At 59.5% G+C, this 16,529-nt stretch carries 15 protein-coding genes; 7 read left to right on the forward strand and 8 right to left on the reverse strand.

Annotated features, from left to right (window positions below; genetic code table 11):
• Positions 1-171 precede the first annotated feature (171 nt).
• From gmd to purL, 6 genes are all read left to right on the forward strand, one after another.
• Positions 172-1,188, forward strand: coding sequence for a GDP-mannose 4,6-dehydratase (gmd, locus tag J8C01_RS11055; protein WP_041569931.1), 1,017 nt, complete (start codon positions 172-174; stop codon positions 1,186-1,188).
• A 16-nt stretch (positions 1,189-1,204) separates the two neighbouring features.
• Entirely contained in the window at positions 1,205-2,137 is a 933-nt protein-coding gene (locus tag J8C01_RS11060; RefSeq protein WP_014100707.1) for a GDP-L-fucose synthase, read from the forward strand.
• A 124-nt stretch (positions 2,138-2,261) separates the two neighbouring features.
• Positions 2,262-2,879 (forward strand): 16S rRNA (guanine(527)-N(7))-methyltransferase RsmG, encoded by a 618-nt coding sequence (locus J8C01_RS11065; protein WP_211431943.1) that lies wholly within the window; start codon positions 2,262-2,264, stop codon positions 2,877-2,879.
• A gap of 164 nt (positions 2,880-3,043) precedes the next feature.
• Complete coding sequence (locus tag J8C01_RS11070) at positions 3,044-3,847, forward strand: ParA family protein (RefSeq protein ID WP_211431944.1); 804 nt, start codon at positions 3,044-3,046, stop codon at positions 3,845-3,847.
• Positions 3,798-4,658, forward strand: coding sequence for a ParB/RepB/Spo0J family partition protein (locus J8C01_RS11075; protein WP_014100710.1), 861 nt, complete (start codon positions 3,798-3,800; stop codon positions 4,656-4,658). The genes J8C01_RS11070 and J8C01_RS11075 overlap by 50 nt, the downstream gene beginning before the upstream one ends.
• A gap of 160 nt (positions 4,659-4,818) precedes the next feature.
• Positions 4,819-7,119, forward strand: a complete 2,301-nt coding sequence (gene purL / locus J8C01_RS11080; protein WP_211431945.1) for a phosphoribosylformylglycinamidine synthase subunit PurL — start codon at positions 4,819-4,821, stop codon at positions 7,117-7,119.
• 48 nt (positions 7,120-7,167) lie between these two features.
• Here the strand turns inward: purL and J8C01_RS11085 are convergent, their stop codons facing one another.
• The 3 genes from J8C01_RS11085 to J8C01_RS11095 all read right to left on the reverse strand — a co-directional run bounded on the left by J8C01_RS11085 (position 7,168) and on the right by J8C01_RS11095 (position 11,745).
• Positions 7,168-9,915, reverse strand: a complete 2,748-nt coding sequence (locus tag J8C01_RS11085; RefSeq protein ID WP_211431946.1) for a phosphoenolpyruvate carboxylase — start codon at positions 9,913-9,915, stop codon at positions 7,168-7,170.
• 102 nt (positions 9,916-10,017) lie between these two features.
• Positions 10,018-11,403, reverse strand: a complete 1,386-nt coding sequence (gene bioA, locus J8C01_RS11090; protein ID WP_211431947.1) for an adenosylmethionine--8-amino-7-oxononanoate transaminase — start codon at positions 11,401-11,403, stop codon at positions 10,018-10,020.
• 105 nt (positions 11,404-11,508) lie between these two features.
• Positions 11,509-11,745 (reverse strand): ferredoxin, encoded by a 237-nt coding sequence (locus tag J8C01_RS11095; RefSeq protein ID WP_014100714.1) that lies wholly within the window; start codon positions 11,743-11,745, stop codon positions 11,509-11,511.
• A 370-nt stretch (positions 11,746-12,115) separates the two neighbouring features.
• Here J8C01_RS11095 and J8C01_RS11100 point away from each other — a divergent pair, with 370 nt between their 5' ends.
• Positions 12,116-12,475, forward strand: a complete 360-nt coding sequence (locus J8C01_RS11100; RefSeq protein ID WP_014100715.1) for a roadblock/LC7 domain-containing protein — start codon at positions 12,116-12,118, stop codon at positions 12,473-12,475.
• 68 nt (positions 12,476-12,543) lie between these two features.
• Here the strand turns inward: J8C01_RS11100 and J8C01_RS11105 are convergent, their stop codons facing one another.
• From J8C01_RS11105 to J8C01_RS11125, 5 genes are all read right to left on the reverse strand, one after another.
• Positions 12,544-13,335 carry a hypothetical protein gene (locus J8C01_RS11105; protein ID WP_211431948.1) on the reverse strand — a complete coding sequence of 264 codons (792 nt, stop codon included), beginning with the start codon at positions 13,333-13,335 and terminating at the stop codon, positions 12,544-12,546.
• Between the two features lie 100 nt (positions 13,336-13,435).
• Positions 13,436-14,194, reverse strand: coding sequence for a zinc ribbon domain-containing protein (locus tag J8C01_RS11110; protein WP_014100717.1), 759 nt, complete (start codon positions 14,192-14,194; stop codon positions 13,436-13,438).
• A 155-nt stretch (positions 14,195-14,349) separates the two neighbouring features.
• Positions 14,350-14,901 (reverse strand): hypothetical protein, encoded by a 552-nt coding sequence (locus J8C01_RS11115; RefSeq protein ID WP_014100718.1) that lies wholly within the window; start codon positions 14,899-14,901, stop codon positions 14,350-14,352.
• 38 nt (positions 14,902-14,939) lie between these two features.
• A complete protein-coding gene (locus J8C01_RS11120; protein ID WP_211431949.1) occupies positions 14,940-15,332 on the reverse strand; it encodes a response regulator in 393 nt (130 codons plus the stop codon).
• 52 nt (positions 15,333-15,384) lie between these two features.
• Entirely contained in the window at positions 15,385-16,467 is a 1,083-nt protein-coding gene (locus J8C01_RS11125) for a lysophospholipid acyltransferase family protein (RefSeq protein ID WP_249355452.1), read from the reverse strand.
• Between the last annotated feature and the right edge of the window lie 62 nt (positions 16,468-16,529).

A 16,529-nucleotide genomic window follows, 5' to 3' on the forward strand; every position in this document is an offset into this window, starting at 1 on the left:
GACTGACCGCAGCCAGCACGTGCCATGCTGGCCGAAAACACCCCGGAAAGTCAACCCAAAACATCATCCAAAGCTGGCTATCCGCTTGACAAAACACCCCTGCGCAGCCATATCCGGTCTGATGTGGTACGGATGAAGGGCCCACACAAGTTTCCCACGGGAATTTCACTGATGAATAAAGTCGCACTGATTACAGGCATCACCGGACAGGACGGCTCCTACCTGACCGAGTTGCTGATCGCCAAGGGTTACAACGTCCACGGCATCGTTCGGCGCAGCAGTTCGTTTTCTACGGGACGCATTGATCACCTGTACCGTGATCCGCATGACCCACTGCGTCAACTCACCCTCCACTATGGCGATCTGGCTGACAGTACCAGCCTGCGCCGCATCCTTGAGGCCGTCCAGCCGGATGAAATCTACAACCTCGCCGCGCAGTCACACGTCAAGGTATCCTTCGAGCAGGCGGAGTACACTGGTGATGTCGTGGCCACCGGAACGTTGCGGCTGCTGGAATCCGTACGCGATGTCGTAGCCCGTACCGGCAAGCCGATCCGCTACTACCAGGCCGGTTCATCGGAAATGTTTGGCGCGGCCCCGCCACCGCAGAGTGAAACCACACCGTTTTACCCCCGCAGTCCCTATGCCGTGGCCAAGGTGGCTGCCTACTGGTACACCGTCAACTACCGCGAAGCCTATGGTCTCTTTGCCTGTAACGGCATCCTCTTCAATCACGAAAGTGAACGGCGGGGCGAGACTTTTGTGACGCGCAAGATTACGCGCGCCGTCGGGCGCATCAAATACGGGCTTCAGAAAAAACTCTACCTGGGCAACCTCGACGCCAAGCGGGACTGGGGTTTTGCCGGTGACTATGTCGAAGCCATGTGGCGGATGCTCCAGCAGGCAACTCCAGATGACTACGTCATCGCCACAGGCGAGGCCCACTCGGTGCGGGAGTTCCTTGAGGCGGCATTTGCCCGGGTGGAACTCGACTGGCGGGATTACGTCGAGATTGACCCACGGTATTTTCGTCCGACGGAAGTCGATCACCTGCTTGGCGATGCCAGCAAGGCGCGGCAACATTTGGGCTGGCAACCACAGGTTTCCTTCCCGGCGCTTGTTGCCCGGATGGTTGACCACGATTTGGAATTGGCACGCCGCGAAGCCCTTGTGCGCGCTTCCACCTGAACAAAGGGACTTGCTTATGGAGAAAGATGCCAAAATCTATGTCGCCGGCCACCGGGGACTGGTCGGTTCAGCCATCGTGCGCAAACTCCGCGCAGAGGGTTATACGAACCTGCTTCTGCGGACGCGGGCAGAACTTGATCTGACACGGCAGATGGAAGTTGAAGCCTTTTTTGCCGCTGAACGTCCGGCGTATGTCTTTCTGGCGGCAGCCAAGGTCGGCGGCATCCTGGCGAATGACACCTACGGTGGAGATTTCATCCGGGACAATCTTCTCATCCAGACGCACATCATTGAGGCAGCTCGCCGGACGAATGTCCAGAAGCTGTTGTTTCTTGGCTCTTCGTGCATTTACCCCAAGTTTGCACCCCAGCCGATGCCGGAAGACTGCCTTCTGACGGGTATTCTGGAGCCGACCAACGAGCCTTATGCTGTGGCCAAGATTGCCGGACTGACTATGGTCAAAGCTTACCGGAAACAGTATGGTTTCAATGGTATCTCATTGATGCCAACTAACTTGTATGGTCCGGGCGACAACTTTGACCTGACTTCGTCGCATGTTCTGGCGGCGCTGCTGCGGAAGTTTCACGAAGCCAAGCTGACCAATGCGCCGACCGTTACCGTATGGGGCACCGGGAAACCACGCCGGGAGTTTCTCCACGTGGATGACCTGGCGGATGCAGCCTTGTTTCTCATGCAACACTACGAAGACGACAAACCAATTAATGTCGGCGTCGGCGAAGACATCTCCATTGGCGAACTGGCGATGTTGATTCGTGACATTGTAGGCTACGCGGGCGACATTGTTTACGACACGGCAAAACCTGACGGCACACCGCGCAAACTGCTCGATGTTTCCCGGCTGCATGCCCTGGGCTGGCGGGCGCAGATTCATCTGCGCGAGGGAATTGCGGCGACCTACACCTGGTACTGCGCTCACCATGGCCGATGAAACCCACACCCTACTGGAAGACGTCTCACCAACAGGTCCACAACGCCTGCCCTTCGTTGCAGATCGGGATGTGCCATTGTTTCAGTCACGGCTGACTGCGGCACTGGCAGACCACGGGATAGCCATGGATGCCACACAGGTGGCGGCACTCGTCACCCATTACCGTCTGCTTGGTGAGGCTAACAATCAGTTCAATCTGACCCGGTTGATAGCTCCGGTCGAGGCTGTTCGCTGGCATTACCTCGATGTTCTGGCGGTGCTGCCGTGTTTGACGGCTCCTGATTTACCGGACCGGTGGATGGACATTGGCTCCGGCGGTGGTTTTCCGGGACTTGTTCTGGCCATTGCACGCCCGGACTGGCAGTTCGTTCTCACCGAACGGCGTCCCAAAAAAGCGGCGTTTCTCCGCCATTGTGTGGCTGAACTTGATCTTGGCAGGCGGGTTCAGGTGTTTGCCGGTGACATCGAACCGGGCACCGCTGTACGGGCGCTGCTTTCCTGCGGAGTTGATGTTTCACGTGAAACGTGCGGTATCCTGGCGCGGGCCGTCGAGGATGGCCCGCGCCGTCTGCCACGGCTTTTGCGCGTGCCTCCTTTTGCGAGCGCTGCCTTCTGGTTCGGACAGGAAGACGCCTGGGCATTAACCAGCCGTTTGCCTCCGGCCTGGGAACTGCGCCAACACCATCTGCTCCCGACGGGAGACCGGCGCGTGGTTGTCCTGCTCGTCCGCCGCATCAACTAATCCTTTTACGGTCTTTCTGCGTCTGCGCTACAATGCCGCTCCAAGCAACCAATGCAGGTAGCTGACAGGAGCAGCCAAACGGTTACAGCGAAAACCGGCGGAAGCCAGAAGTCGCTGCCAGGTGTTTCACGTTTCACATTTTCAGCACGAACAAGGGGGACGGCATGGGGAAAATCATCGCCGTTGCCAACCAGAAAGGCGGCGTTGGCAAGACAACGACAGCCATCAATCTGGCGGCAAGCCTGGCTGTCAACGACCAGCGGACGCTCCTCGTGGACGCCGATCCGCAGGCCAATGCCAGCAGTGGTGTCGGTATCCGGCGTGGTACGCTGCGGCGCACGCTCTACCACGCCCTCATTCTGGATGAGCCGCTGCACAACATCATTCAACCCACAGAACTGCCAGCACTCCAGGTTGTGCCAGCCGACCGCAACCTAGCCGGAGCGGAAGTTGAACTCGTCAACCTCGAAGAACGTGAATTCGTCCTGCGCCGGGTGCTTGAAAACCATCGGCAGCAGTACGACTACATCATCATTGACTGCCCGCCCAGCCTGGGATTGTTGACCATCAATGCCCTCAGTGCCGCCGACTCCGTCCTGGTGCCGATCCAGTGCGAATACTTTGCCTTGGAGGGTGTATCGGAGTTGCTCGATACCTTGGCGCGCATCCGGCGCAGCTTCAACCCAACTCTGGCTATCGAGGGGTTTCTGCTTACGATGTTCGATGAGCGGACGAATCTTTCCAACCAGGTTATGGCCGATTTACGGGATTTTTACGGCAAACAGGTCTTCGAGACGGTCATCACCCGCAACATCCGACTGGCCGAAGCGCCAAGCCACGGGAAGCCCATCATTCTCTACGACATCAAGTCGCGGGGGGCAAATGCCTACCTACAACTCGCCAAGGAGGTCATCTCGCATGACAACCAGAAGGGCGCTTGGACGCGGACTGAGCGCGCTGCTTCCTGAACGTACGCCACCCGCCAGTGAAACCCTGCTCGAACTCGACATCGAGCGCATTCTACCCAACCTGGAGCAACCGCGCGTCACGTTTCACGAAGGAAAACTTGAGGAGTTGGCACAGTCCATCCGGGAACATGGACTTCTCCAGCCCATTGTTGTACGACCACAGGGCGAAAACTTCCAGATTATTGCCGGCGAACGTCGGTGGCGGGCCGCCCAACGGGCAGGATTGCACCGTATTCCGGCCGTGGTGCGGGAAGTCCCTGATGGACAACTGCTCGAACTGGCGCTGATTGAAAACATCCAACGCGAAGACCTGACGCCTATCGAGGAGGCTCAAGCCTACCGCCGCCTGATGGACGAACTGGGGCTGACCCAAGAACAGGTCGCCACCCGGCTGGGTAAAGACCGGGCCACTATTGCCAATGCCATCCGGCTGCTCCGGCTTCCGCCTGACATTCAAAAACTGGTTGAAGACCGCCTGCTCAGTCCCGGTCATGCTCGTGCCTTGCTCGCTCTGGAAAATGAGGCGCTCCAACGACGTGTTGCAGAAGGTGTCATTGAGCGGGGTCTATCTGTCCGTGAAACCGAGCGTTTTGTCAAACGTGTCCTGCGTGGCGAGCCAGTTCTTGTGGGATCCCCTCATCCGACCGATCCCAATGTCAAGTTTGCTGAGTCCAAGCTCTCCAAACTGCTTGGCACGAAAGTTCGTATTCTTGGGCGTGGACGCGGCGGCTGCATCGAAATCGAATACTACAGCGCAGAAGACCTTGACCGGCTCTACAACCGGCTGCTACGGCTGACTGACAGCCAGTGAACCGGCCGTCAGCGAGCAGCAGGCTGTTTCACGTGAAACATTGGCTACAATGCATCGCCCACTTCACCACGGCATTCCACTGTGGCTACAATCTGCGGCTTTGACGTAACCCGACATCTGGACGCAGGTCCTCTATTGTCCTCCGGGAGGCTTCCGGCCCATGGCCTCTGCACCTGAAGCAACGGCGACGCTGGTCGTCACCCCTGAACTTCTTGCTGTTCACCGTTTGACATCCGAGGAGTATGCCCGGCTGTGCCAACTTTTGGGACGTACACCAACCTTGGTTGAACTGGGCATCTTCTCAGTCATGTGGTCTGAACACTGTTCGTACAAGTCTTCACGGACGTACCTGAAGACGCTCCCAACGACAGGGCCACGGGTGGTACAGGGGCCCGGTGAGAATGCCGGCATTCTTGATATTGGCGAAGGCTGGTGTATTGCCTTCAAGATTGAGTCACACAACCACCCTTCGTTCATCGAGCCTTTTCAGGGAGCTGCTACAGGAGTTGGTGGCATTTTGCGAGATGTGTTCACCATGGGAGCGCGTCCGGTTGCCCTGCTCAACTCCCTGCGCTTCGGTCCACTTGATGCCCCCCACCACGGCCCTCGCAACCGGGCGCTTCTGGATGGTGTCGTACGTGGGATTGCCCACTACGGCAATGCCTTTGGCTGCCCAACCATCGGCGGCGAGGTCTATTTCGAGGACTGTTACAGCCTGAACCCGCTCGTCAATGCCTTTGCCTTGGGGCTTGTCCGTCGTGATCAGATTTTTTTGGGAAAGGCGGCCGGCATTGGCAACCCTGTCATGTATGTCGGCGCGAAGACCGGACGCGATGGCATCCACGGTGCCACCATGGCCTCGGCTGAGTTTGACGACAACGCCCTTGCCAAACGCCCGACTGTCCAGGTTGGCGACCCGTTCTGCGAAAAACTGTTGCTCGAAGCCTGCCTTGAAGCCATGCGCGCCGGTTGCATTGTCGGCATTCAGGATATGGGCGCCGCCGGGCTGACCTCTTCGAGTTGCGAAATGGGCGCCCGTGCCGGAACCGGCATTGACCTTGAGTTGTCCCATGTCCCGCAGCGCGAAACCGGCATGACACCTTATGAAATCATGCTCTCGGAGTCGCAGGAACGCATGCTGCTGGTGGCCGACAGCGGACGGGAACGGGAAGTACAGGAGATATTTACCAAGTGGGGGCTTTCAGCCGTCGTCATCGGGCGCGTCACCGACACCCAACGGCTGCGGGTCTATCACCACGGCCAAATCGTCGCTGACATTCCGAACCGCTTTCTCACTGATGGCGCACCACGCTATGAGCGACCGGCTGCCCCCCCGGCCGGATGGGTTGCAGATGCGGCTGACCGCCGGGCCAGGCAGGAGAAAGAACTGGCCCAGGTATTTCCCACTACAGAACGGCATCTCTCTGCCGCACAAATCCAGGCTGACCTGAGACAGTTGCTCAGCTCGCCCAACATCGCTTCACGACAGTGGATTTACCGGCAGTACGATCACATGGTGCGCACAAACACCATCGTTCTGCCCGGAGCCGATGCCGCGGTTATCCGCATTAAGGAAACCCGCAAGGCTGTAGCTATGACGCTCGACGGCAACGGACGCTACGTAGCTATTGAACCCCGCCAGGGAGCAGCCCTGGCGGTCGCTGAAGCGTGCCGCAACCTCGTTGCCGTTGGTGCTGAACCCATCGGATTGACCAACTGCCTCAATTTTGCCTCTCCAGAACGACCGGAAGTGATGTGGCAACTTCGGGAGGCCATTGCTGGTATGGGAGAGGCGGCAGAGTTCTTCGCCACTCCCATCGTCAGCGGCAACGTCAGCCTCTACAACGAAACAGAAGGGCGCGGCGTCTTCCCGACCCCGGTCATTGGTGCAGTTGGTCTCATCGAGGATGTGCGGCTGGTCATCACCCCCCGCACGCTGGACGAAGGAGCCGCCGTGTACGTGTTGGGCGCAACCGGCGAAGACTTGGGCGGCACAGAATACCTCCGCCGACGCTTCGGTGTGATAACCGGTCCATTGCCAGTGCTGAATCTGGATGCGGAACGCCGACTTCAGCACTGCGTTCTGGAAGGCGTGCAGCAACGCCTGTGGGCAGCCGCGCACGACTGTTCAGACGGCGGGCTGCTGGTGGCGCTTGCTGAACTGTGTTTTTCTACCCACGGTAAAGCCCTGTCTGGTATGGATTTACGTCTTTCAGCCGAAGCTCCTGGCCTTTCCCGGGCCGGACTTCTGTTCGGCGAAACACCCGGACGGATGCTGATCGTGGTTGCACCATCCCGCCGCGCGGAAGCGGAAGCGCTCTGTCAGAAGCATCAGGTTCCGTGCCATTCGCTGGGCATTGTTCGCGGCAACCGGTTCACGGTTACGCTGGATGGTGAACTGGCGCTCGATGAACCCGTCGCAGAACTGGAGCACCTCTGGCGGACGGCACTGTGCCTGTAGCGCCTGCCTTGTGCCAACAGGCAGTGATTGCAGGCAGCTTTCAGAACGTCAGCCGGTGCTCTTGAGACCGCTTGAAATGGCGTTGATGGTCAACAGCAGATCCACCAGCAGGCTTTCGCTTTGTGTGTCATCCGATGCCGCGCGGGCCGCGCGCCAGGCCTTGAGGAGTTCAATCTGCCGCTGGTGCAGTGCTGCCAGCCCGGCCCGCCGGAGCTGCATCGTAAGCGCCGTTCGCTGGCGACGTTCCGTAAGCGGTACGCCAAAAACCTGCTCGACGCCACGGCGCGTCCGCTCAAACTCAGCCAGAATGGTCGAAAGCACAGTCGTTCGGGCGATGGTATCAGGCACCAACTCGGCGTAGGCTTGCATCCAGGCCGCGTCAGCCAAAAGAAGCTGACTGCCGGCATTCATCAGAAGCAGCCGGGTTGGATACCACCGCAGGGCCTCCTGGCGCAGTTGCATCAGCCACTTCGGATGGTGTGTGGCCAGCATGTCCAGCGCCGTGCCAAGTCCGTACCAGCCGGAGAGAAAAAACCGTGCCTGGCTCCAACTGAAAACCCAGGGAATGGCGCGCAGGTCAGCCAGGGTACGCTTTCCGGTACGGCGTGACGGGCGCGATCCGATTCGGCTGGCCTCAATGGCGTCTATCGGCGTGGCGTGGGCAAAAAATTCCAGAAAGCCGGGTAGTTCCAGCAACGCCCGGTAGGCGCGGTGACTCTCGTCGGCGAGGAAGTCAAGCACCGGTTCAAGGGGGTGGGGTGTTTTCGTAGTGGATTGCGCCAACAGGTAGGTTTCAAGCATCCCGGCTGTGAGCAGTTCGAGTTCGTAGGTGGCCGTGATGAGGTTGGCGTATTTTTGTGAAATTGTTTCGCCCTGTTCCGTCAGCCGCAGGCGTCCTGACACTGACTCCGGCGGCAGAGCGTTGAGAAAGCGATGGGTGGGGCCGGCGCCACGGCTCGGCGTGCCACCACGACCGTGAAAGAAGCGCAGCAGTACCCCACGCGCCTGGGCCACAGCCGACAAGGCCTGCTGGGCCCGGTAAAGTCCCCACAGACTGGCGACAGCGCCGGCGTCCTTGTTGCTGTCGCTGTAACCAATCATGACCTGCTGCACAGGCGGCTGTCCGTGGCGCTGCATCCAGGCCAGACTGCGGCGCGTCATCGGATGGTCCAGAAAAGCTGACAGAATGTCCGGGCTGTGCCGCAAATCATCGAGGGTTTCAAAAAGCGGAACAACCGGCAGCGGGCATACCAGTCCGTCGGACGTGGAGATGGTGAGCCCGGCTTCACGTGCCAGCCCGTACACAGCCAGGAGATCGGAAGTCGCGCGGGTCATGCTCACAATCAGCGCGCCCAGCCCTGACCAACCGTATTGCTGGCCGTACTCAGCCGCCACCTGCAGGGCGCCAACCACACGCCCAGCGGCATCACCAGGCGGTGCGCCAAGTACGGCCAACGGTCGCGTCTGGGCCAGTTCCGTTTCCCAAAACGCGCAGCGGCGGGCTTCATCCCACTGGTCATATTCGGCTTCTACGCCAGCGGCCCGGAGCCATTCGACAACCGCCTGTTCATGCACGGCGCTGTTTTGCCGGATGTCAAGTACCGCCAAGTGAAATCCAAACGTTTCCACCAGACGGAGCAGCGGCCAGACTTCTGATTCACACAACCGTTTTGCGCCAACCGCAAGCAACGTCTCGCCCAGCAGGCGCAGATCGGCAGCCAGCTCCGATGCCGCAGTGTAGGGCTGGCGCGCTGTCGGCCAGCCCAGTTCTGCGCCTGGCAGGCGGGCCAGCATGACGTTGACCGCCTGCCGCCACGACTCGTAAGGGTTTCGCTCCAGCGCCGACTGGAGAACCGGGTCGTGCGCTTCCCGCGCCGTGGACAGGTACGCCATCAGCGCCGCCGGCGGCGACTGGCGGCGATCCGAAAGGCTCATCCGCGCCGCCAGTTCTGTCAGCCGGGAACGGAACAACCGCAGTGCAGCCTGGCGGAGCGTGTGCAGAGACTCACGGGTCGTTTCCGGGGTGACGAGCGGGTGGCCATCACGATCCCCTCCAACCCATGTGCCAAACGTGATACGCGGCAGGTGTGCCGGGTCTGTCGGGCGCATCGCGGCCTCCATCCCCAGTTCATCCCAAGCATCGAGCAAGTGCCGGTCCATCCAGCCAACGGCTTCCGGCAGGGTGGTTGTCAGGTAATGGAGAACGTTGCGGAGTTCGTCGGCGACCGTCGGTTTTTCGAGATAAATTTCACCGGTCCGCCACAGACGCTCCAGTTCGCGTTTGATCTCGTCCCGGATGGCGCGGCGTTCATTGGGCGTCCACACCGAGTTTTCGAGCTTGACCAGAAGCAGGTAAAGCCGCCGGTGGTGCTCCAGCACGGTCGCCCGCTTGGCCTCAGTGGGATGGGCGGTCAAAACCGGTTCGACATGAAGCTGCGCGAGCGCCGTCAGGATGTCTGCCGCAGACCGTCCCTGGCGGCGTAGCTTGTGCAGCACTGCGCCCCACAGCCCCGGCTCGGCAGCACAGCCGGCGCTGGACTCAAGCGCCCGCCGGTTTTGCGCAGCGGCATTTTCTTCGGCCATGTTGAGCAGTTGGAAAACCACCGAGCAGGCCTGAACAAAACGCTCATGAGAGGTTTCTGGCAGAGGTGCCGTTTCCTCTATCGGGAGGGCCCGCGCCAGCTCTGGAGCGCCTGTCTCCGACAAAACCTCCTGAAAACACGCCACGAGAAACCGATAGTCGCGCTCGGCACGGGCCAGGTCAGCCAGCGCCGATGAAGCCGTAGGCACAGTCATGCTCTTTCCTGCCTCCCTTTCTCTTGAAAGGGCTTTGGTCGCCGCCCACGTCTGCGTGGGCTGCCGAAAACAGACACCCCGCGGGCACCTAAGACTTGGAAGTTACAGCGACTGCGCCACTTCGGGGATAACCGTTTTCAACACATCCACCAGTTCGTCTATTTGTGCGGTTGAAATCGCCAGTGGCGGCATCAGAACGACGACATTGCCGAGTGGACGGAGAATGACTCCGTAATCACGGCAGCGGTTTGTCACGCGATAGCCCATGAGCTGGTCAGGCGGAAAGGGTGTTCGGGCTGCGCGGTCGGCCACAAGTTCAATGCCCACCATCAGGCCCCGCTGCCGGATGTCCCCCACGAGCGGCAGCGTCCGTAGTTCCTCCAATCGCAAGGCCAGGTGATTGGCAACTGTCCGCACGTGGTCAAGCGTCCGGTTTTGCTCAAACAGGTCGAGATTCGCCAGCGCCACGGCACAGGCGAGCGGGTTGCCCGTGTAGGTATGCCCGTGAAAGAACGTCTTGAACTCCCCAGCCTCACCCAGAAAAGCGGCGTAGATAGCTTCTGTAGTCAGCGTTGCGGCAAGCGGTAAGTAACCGCCTGTCAGCCCTTTGGCGACGCACAACAGGTCAGGCGCAACGCCCTCGGCTTCACAGGCAAACATCCAGCCGGTGCGACCAAAGCCGGTGGCCACCTCATCACATATCAGCAGCACGTCATAGGCCGTACACAGCTCGCGCACCCGCCGGACGTAGCCATCAGGTTGGGCCAGCATGCCAGCCGCGCCCATCATGACCGGCTCAATAATGACTGCGGCAATTTCATCGGCGTGCTCAGACAGGATGCGTCCCAGTTCCTCCGCACAGGCCATCCCACAGCCTGGACGTTCAAGCTTCAGCGGGCAGCGATAGCAGTGCGGCTCCGGCACTGTCAGCGTCTCAAACAGCAGCGGACGGTACAGGTCATGGAAGAGCGCAATCCCGCCGACGGAGACCGCTCCCACCGTATCACCGTGATAAGACTCGCGCAGGTGAATGAACTTCGTCTTCCGTGGGCGTGGGTCTGAGCGCTGCCGCCAGTATTGAAAAGCCATTTTGATGGCGACCTCGACAGCCGTCGAACCGGAGTCCGAGTAAAACACTCTGGTAAGACCAGACGGTGCAAGCTGCACCAGTCTGGCGGCCAGTTCGATGGCCGGTGGATGCGTCAGGCCCAGAAGCGTCGTGTGTGCCACCTTGTCAAGCTGGTGGCGGATGGCGGCATCGAGTTCAGGAGTGCGGTGTCCATGAGTGGTCACCCACAGACTGGATACCCCATCCAGGTAACGCCGGCCTTCAAGATCGTAGAGGTAGCAGCCCTCGGCACGTTCAATGATGAGCGGGCGTGTCGCCTGCCATCCCTGCATCTGTGTGAAGGGATGCCAGAGATGGGCTTTGTCGAGGGCTTCCAACCGCAAGTGGGACGACAGACTATCAGGACGGGCAGCAGACATAGGCGCTTGTGACCTCACGCCGGCCTGTTTAGCGAAAACGCTGGCAAAAATGAAGGCCGTTACCTGTGTTCAGGCAACGGCCGTTGAAATCAAGTGCAGGTGGGTTTACTCAGCGCCGTCGTTGCCAATGGCTTCCACCGGGCAGGCATCCATGGCTTCCATGCACTGCTCCATTTCCTCATCGTTTTCAGGCTGTTTGTAAACGTAGGAATAGCCACCATCGTCGTTGCGCGTGAAGTTGTTGGGTGCCGTATCGCGGCACACGTCGCAGTCAATGCACTGGGTGTCCACGTAGAACATCCCAGGTACGTTGTCTGGATACTTGTCTTCAACCGATGCCATTGCTTGGTACCTCATTCAGGGAAGTTGAGTCGTCAGAAGTGGCAGAACCCCGGCACGCTAGTTCTTCCGGCGTTCGTCACTCCGACTGCCGGATACTGCCGATGGCGTGAAGCTAGTGCAAGACGGGAAGTTTTTTCAATACTTTCATTGAAAAAACTTCCGGCTGTTGTCCTGTAGGGTGGGGAACCGCCAACGGGGAACAACACGGTATGGACATCGTCGCCAAGGATGTGTTTGGTAGCAGACAATTGAATGAGACTTGGAGCCAAATCGGCCAGGTTTCCGCAGGGTCATTTGACGCCGGGCAGCTACATGGGTAGCGTGCAACGACACACCGAGTTTGTACCCAGACCGTTCCGTTCGACCAAGTATGTCTTTCGAGACCATCATGCGTGGCGTGCTCGACCGGATTGAGGGAGCACGTGGGTGGGCCTTCCTCGCCGATGACGGGGAAATTGTCTTTCGTCAGACTGTCGGCGACTTTGAAACGCTGCCCTTGTTGGCAGCCTACCACGGCATTACCGTGGGCAACTACCGCCGGTTTGGACTGCGAAGCCTGCTGGAAAACATCCGTACTATTGTCTGCACGTACGACGAGGCCGTTTGTATCCTGAAACTGTTTCCAGAGAACTACTTTCTGGTGCTCGTTCTGGCGCGTGAGTCCAATGTCGGCTATGCCCTGTGGCTGCTGGAGCAGGCGATGCCGGCCCTGCTCGAAGAAATCGGATGACCAAGCTGGCCGGTGGCCACTTTCCGTGGCTCAGGTCCTGTAAGCCCAGGTCGGCAGGTCACAACGGCTCAGGCTGATTTGATGAGACGGGCAAAGGCGCGCAGTCCGTTGACGATGTCCTGCTGGTCAAAGGTACGGGTCAGAGTCCGCTCGATTTCATCGCTCATCTGGCCAATCCGACTTTTGAAGGACTGCTCAGCACGCTCAATGGTGTGCTGAAGGGCGAGAATATCCTGGTGCGTTTTGGCGCTGCTGGTGGCCAGAGTCGCCAACTCGTCGGCAATCTGTTTGACCTGGCTGCGGAGTTCCCCCAACTCAGCCTTGACCTCCGCGAGGTCATGTTTGAGCTTCAGGGTGTCGTCGCGTGGAAACCGGGCTTCTTCGCCGATGTCCGTCAGCTTGCGGTGCAGGTAGTCATACGCCGCGCCAAACGGACGAAAGACCATCGTGACCAGGTAGAACCCGGCAAACCAGTATCCCACGCTGCCACGGGTGAAATAGGCAAGTCCGCCAATGACGAGGGCTGAAAGCACGTGCAGCCCAAGGGCCACCCAGAGCGTCGTACGTTGCGTCCGTTTGACGTAAGCCAACCGCTCGTCACTGACGGTCAGCCCGGCCTCACGCGAGCGCTCCAGCTCGAACTGGACGGATTTGGCCTGGAAGTGGATGTCCCATGGAACGGTCAGAATGAGCAACAGCCATATCAGGCAAACGACACCCATGCCGATGTCGAGTGCCAGCCCCGGAGTGAGTGCCGGCATCTGCCAGCCGCTCATCCAGGCCGTGACGGCAAAGACGATGAGCAGCCCAATGCCGATAAAGGCCGTGGTGAAAAGCGCTCTCAAAAATCGCTCGAACACGACTTCCCCCTTTTCACCGCCGGGTCAGTTCCTGCCTGCGCAGCCGGAGAGGTCCGCGCTCATAAGGCTTGCCCCGTCCGGTGTTATGGTTCCGTCCGTGTCAGGAGTCGGCGCCTGCTGCAGCAACCTGTTCGGCAGAGGCTGTCGCACTCCCTTCCGGGCGGTAGAAGAGAATGCGTCCGCAACTGTCACAGGTGTGGATACCAATTCCCTGCCGCACCAGACTATAGACCTGTGGACGCAGCCGCATCCGGCAGGCCGAACAAGTGCCATTGATGACCTGCGCCAAGGCGTGTCCGCCCCGGAGTTTGGCCACGCGGGTGTAGTTGGTGAGCCACGTTTTTGAAATCTTGGCCTCCATTTCGCGCCGTCGAGCACGGATCTGTTCGACTTCCGCCAGATAGGTAGCCTCAGCCCGGGCATTTTCGGCCAAGGCGGCATCGGTTTCAGCCCGGCGCTTTTCAATTTCGGGAGCATGTAGAGCGACTTCGGCTTCGAGTTTGGCCGCTTCGGCGCGGGCTTCAGCAATTCTGGACTCGCACTGCGCCACAGATTTTTTGGCCATATCTATTTCCCGGATGGCCGTTTCGTATTCGCGTTGATTGCGGACGCGCTGAAGGTCCGCCGTATATTTGGCAAACAGGGACTGGAAATGCGCAAGATCGCTTTCGAGGTCACGGAGGCGACGACGGACAGCATCAAGATTGGTCTGGGCGGCTGTAAAGGCAGCTATCTGTTGCTGAAACTCGGATTCAATCCTTTGACGTTCGGCAGCGAACTGACGGGTTTTGGTCTGACACTCAGCCAGTTGACGGTCTGTTTCCTGTAGAGCGATGAGCAGTTCCAAGTCCTGACTCACGGATACCTCCTATCGGGATGGGACAGGAATGCGGGATTGGAGACTACTACCTTGTTCCAAGCGAAGCAAGGAACCGCAACCCAGTGGAGGTTTCCTTGCATTCCGGGTGAGAGTGCTCTCAGGAGAGGCGGTCGAGGCTCACCGCCACAACCAACTCATTCGATTTCGTCGGGCAGCAGGCAGAGACCCTCCGACGTGACCGGCGTCCCGGTACGCGACCAAAACTCGAAGGTCAGCGTTCGCCGGCCGGCTTCGGTAGCATATTCCAGGTGCAGCATGTCGCGTGGGTGTTCGCCTGTGTTGCGGTAGAACCGCAGATTGCGCGCGGCTACGAGCTGGTAATCCCGCTGGCGCCAGGTGAGTTGCTCCGGCGGTGATTCCGGGTCCAGTTCCAACGCTTCGACCTCGCCATACTCGGTCGGATCAAGGGGAAAGGAAACCACGGCGCGGCCGGTCGTGTCTTGAGGGTTGGGCTGATGAACCTCGATGAAATGACGCCGTTCGCCATCCGTGACTTCAAACTGCCAGAACACCAGAGTTTGTTGCCCGATGTCCACAAAGCGATGGGCTTTGTCAATGACCCACCGGCCCGGAAGCGGACTCGTCGGGGAAAGAACGATTGTGTCTCCGGCGCTCAAATCGGCCAGGGCGCGGGTCTTACGTTTGGGTGTGGGGTCTTTTTTTCCAAAGAAAGAAAGCCAGCCCATGAAAGTCACCTCCGAGTTGCCCAACCCTGTTGCCTTGGCTAGGCGCGTCCCGTCCGGTCTGCCACCCGGCGCAACAGATCGGCTATCTCGAAAGGTTTACGCACGCAGTCTTCAGGGGCAAGGTTGAATTCCGACGAAGCCAGAACCTCATCAATCTTCTCGGACGCCGAGCAAATCAGAATCGGCACCTGCCATAGTTCCGGGTTGTCGGCAGCGCGAATGACCTCGATCAGGTGTGTTCCGTCGATCACCGGCATCATGACATCGAGGATGATCAGGTCCGGGACACGCTTTTTGAGCAGCATCATCGCGCCGATGCCATCCTCCACGGCGGTCACTTCATAGCCATCGTGGGTCAGCAGTTCAGTCAGCAGTTCACGGACATCGGCATCATCATCCACAACAAGAACGTGTTTTTTGGTGTCGGTCATGGGTGTGCTGTGCAGAGGCTAACCAAGGTGTCTTACGTTCCTGGAGGGAACGTCAAAAAAAGATGCCTTCGCGCTCTTCAAGACCGCGATCAATGAGGCGACGAATTTCGCGTTTGACCCGGTCCACCTTACGTTGAATGACCTCGTCGCGGTCATCCGGGTCGCCGCGAAAGATGAGCGGTTCGCCGAAGTAGATGCGATATTTGGTCGGAAAAGGAATCATCCCCAACACACCCAGCCAGGGGAAGGTCGGCGTAATGGGGAAATACGGCATGCCGAGCAGCCTGGCGAGCGGTTTGCAGTCCACAAAACTGGGGGCCTGTTCTTCGCCGCCAATTACGCCAAAGGGAACAATGGGCGTGTTGGTAGCCAGCGCCAGCCGCATAAAACCCAGCCCAAACCGGACGAGTTTGTAGCGGTCTTTCCAGACCTTGCCGGAGCCGCGCGCACCTTCCGGGAAAACCAGAATGGCCTCGCCTTTCTGAAGCAGGCGCTCACAGTTGAGTGGGTCGCCAACAATAGCACCACTGCGCTGAAGCAAGGTGCCCAGCAAAGGCATTGTGGTGAACCACCGCTCCACCATAGCACGGCACAGCCGGGGGGGATTGGCTTCAAGCAGCATGGCGACCGCCACCATGGCCCCATCAATGGGCAGTTGCCCGCTATGGTTGCCAATCAGCAACACACGTCCCGGAGGGACATGCTCGATGCCGTAGGTTTGTACCCGCCAGTAATGCCGGTAGAGCCGTGCAAACAGGGAATATCCGTAGCGTGCTGTTCCGGGGTGCAGTCCCCAGGAGTCATAGCCATACTCGTTGACCGCCGTTGGAATCTGGCGCATCTTGGCATCCACCTCAGCGTCCACCAAGCGGTCAGCCAGGGCGGCCATCCAGCCACTTGAGGTGACGGTAGGCAGGAGGTTGCGTGGCTTGGACCGACGGCGTAACCGGGCCGCAGCAGGTGTTGCCGTTGGTGGAGGCGACTCCGGTGTGGGCAATAACCGGAGCGTGGGTTCATTGTCCAGACGTTGAATAGTGAGGACTTTTTTCCGGGGTGCCGGCTTGGGCTTTTCCGGTGCCGTGTCTGCCGGGGAAATAACGGTGAGGGGCGGCAGCGTCGAACGTTTACGGGCCATGACGTTTCTCCTGGGGGCGCACCGCCCGCGCACAGAACTGGCAAGGCTCTGAAAGATGCCAC

Source organism: Chloracidobacterium sp. D (assembly GCF_018304685.1).
GTDB classification, from domain to species: Bacteria; Acidobacteriota; Blastocatellia; order Chloracidobacteriales; family Chloracidobacteriaceae; genus Chloracidobacterium; species Chloracidobacterium thermophilum.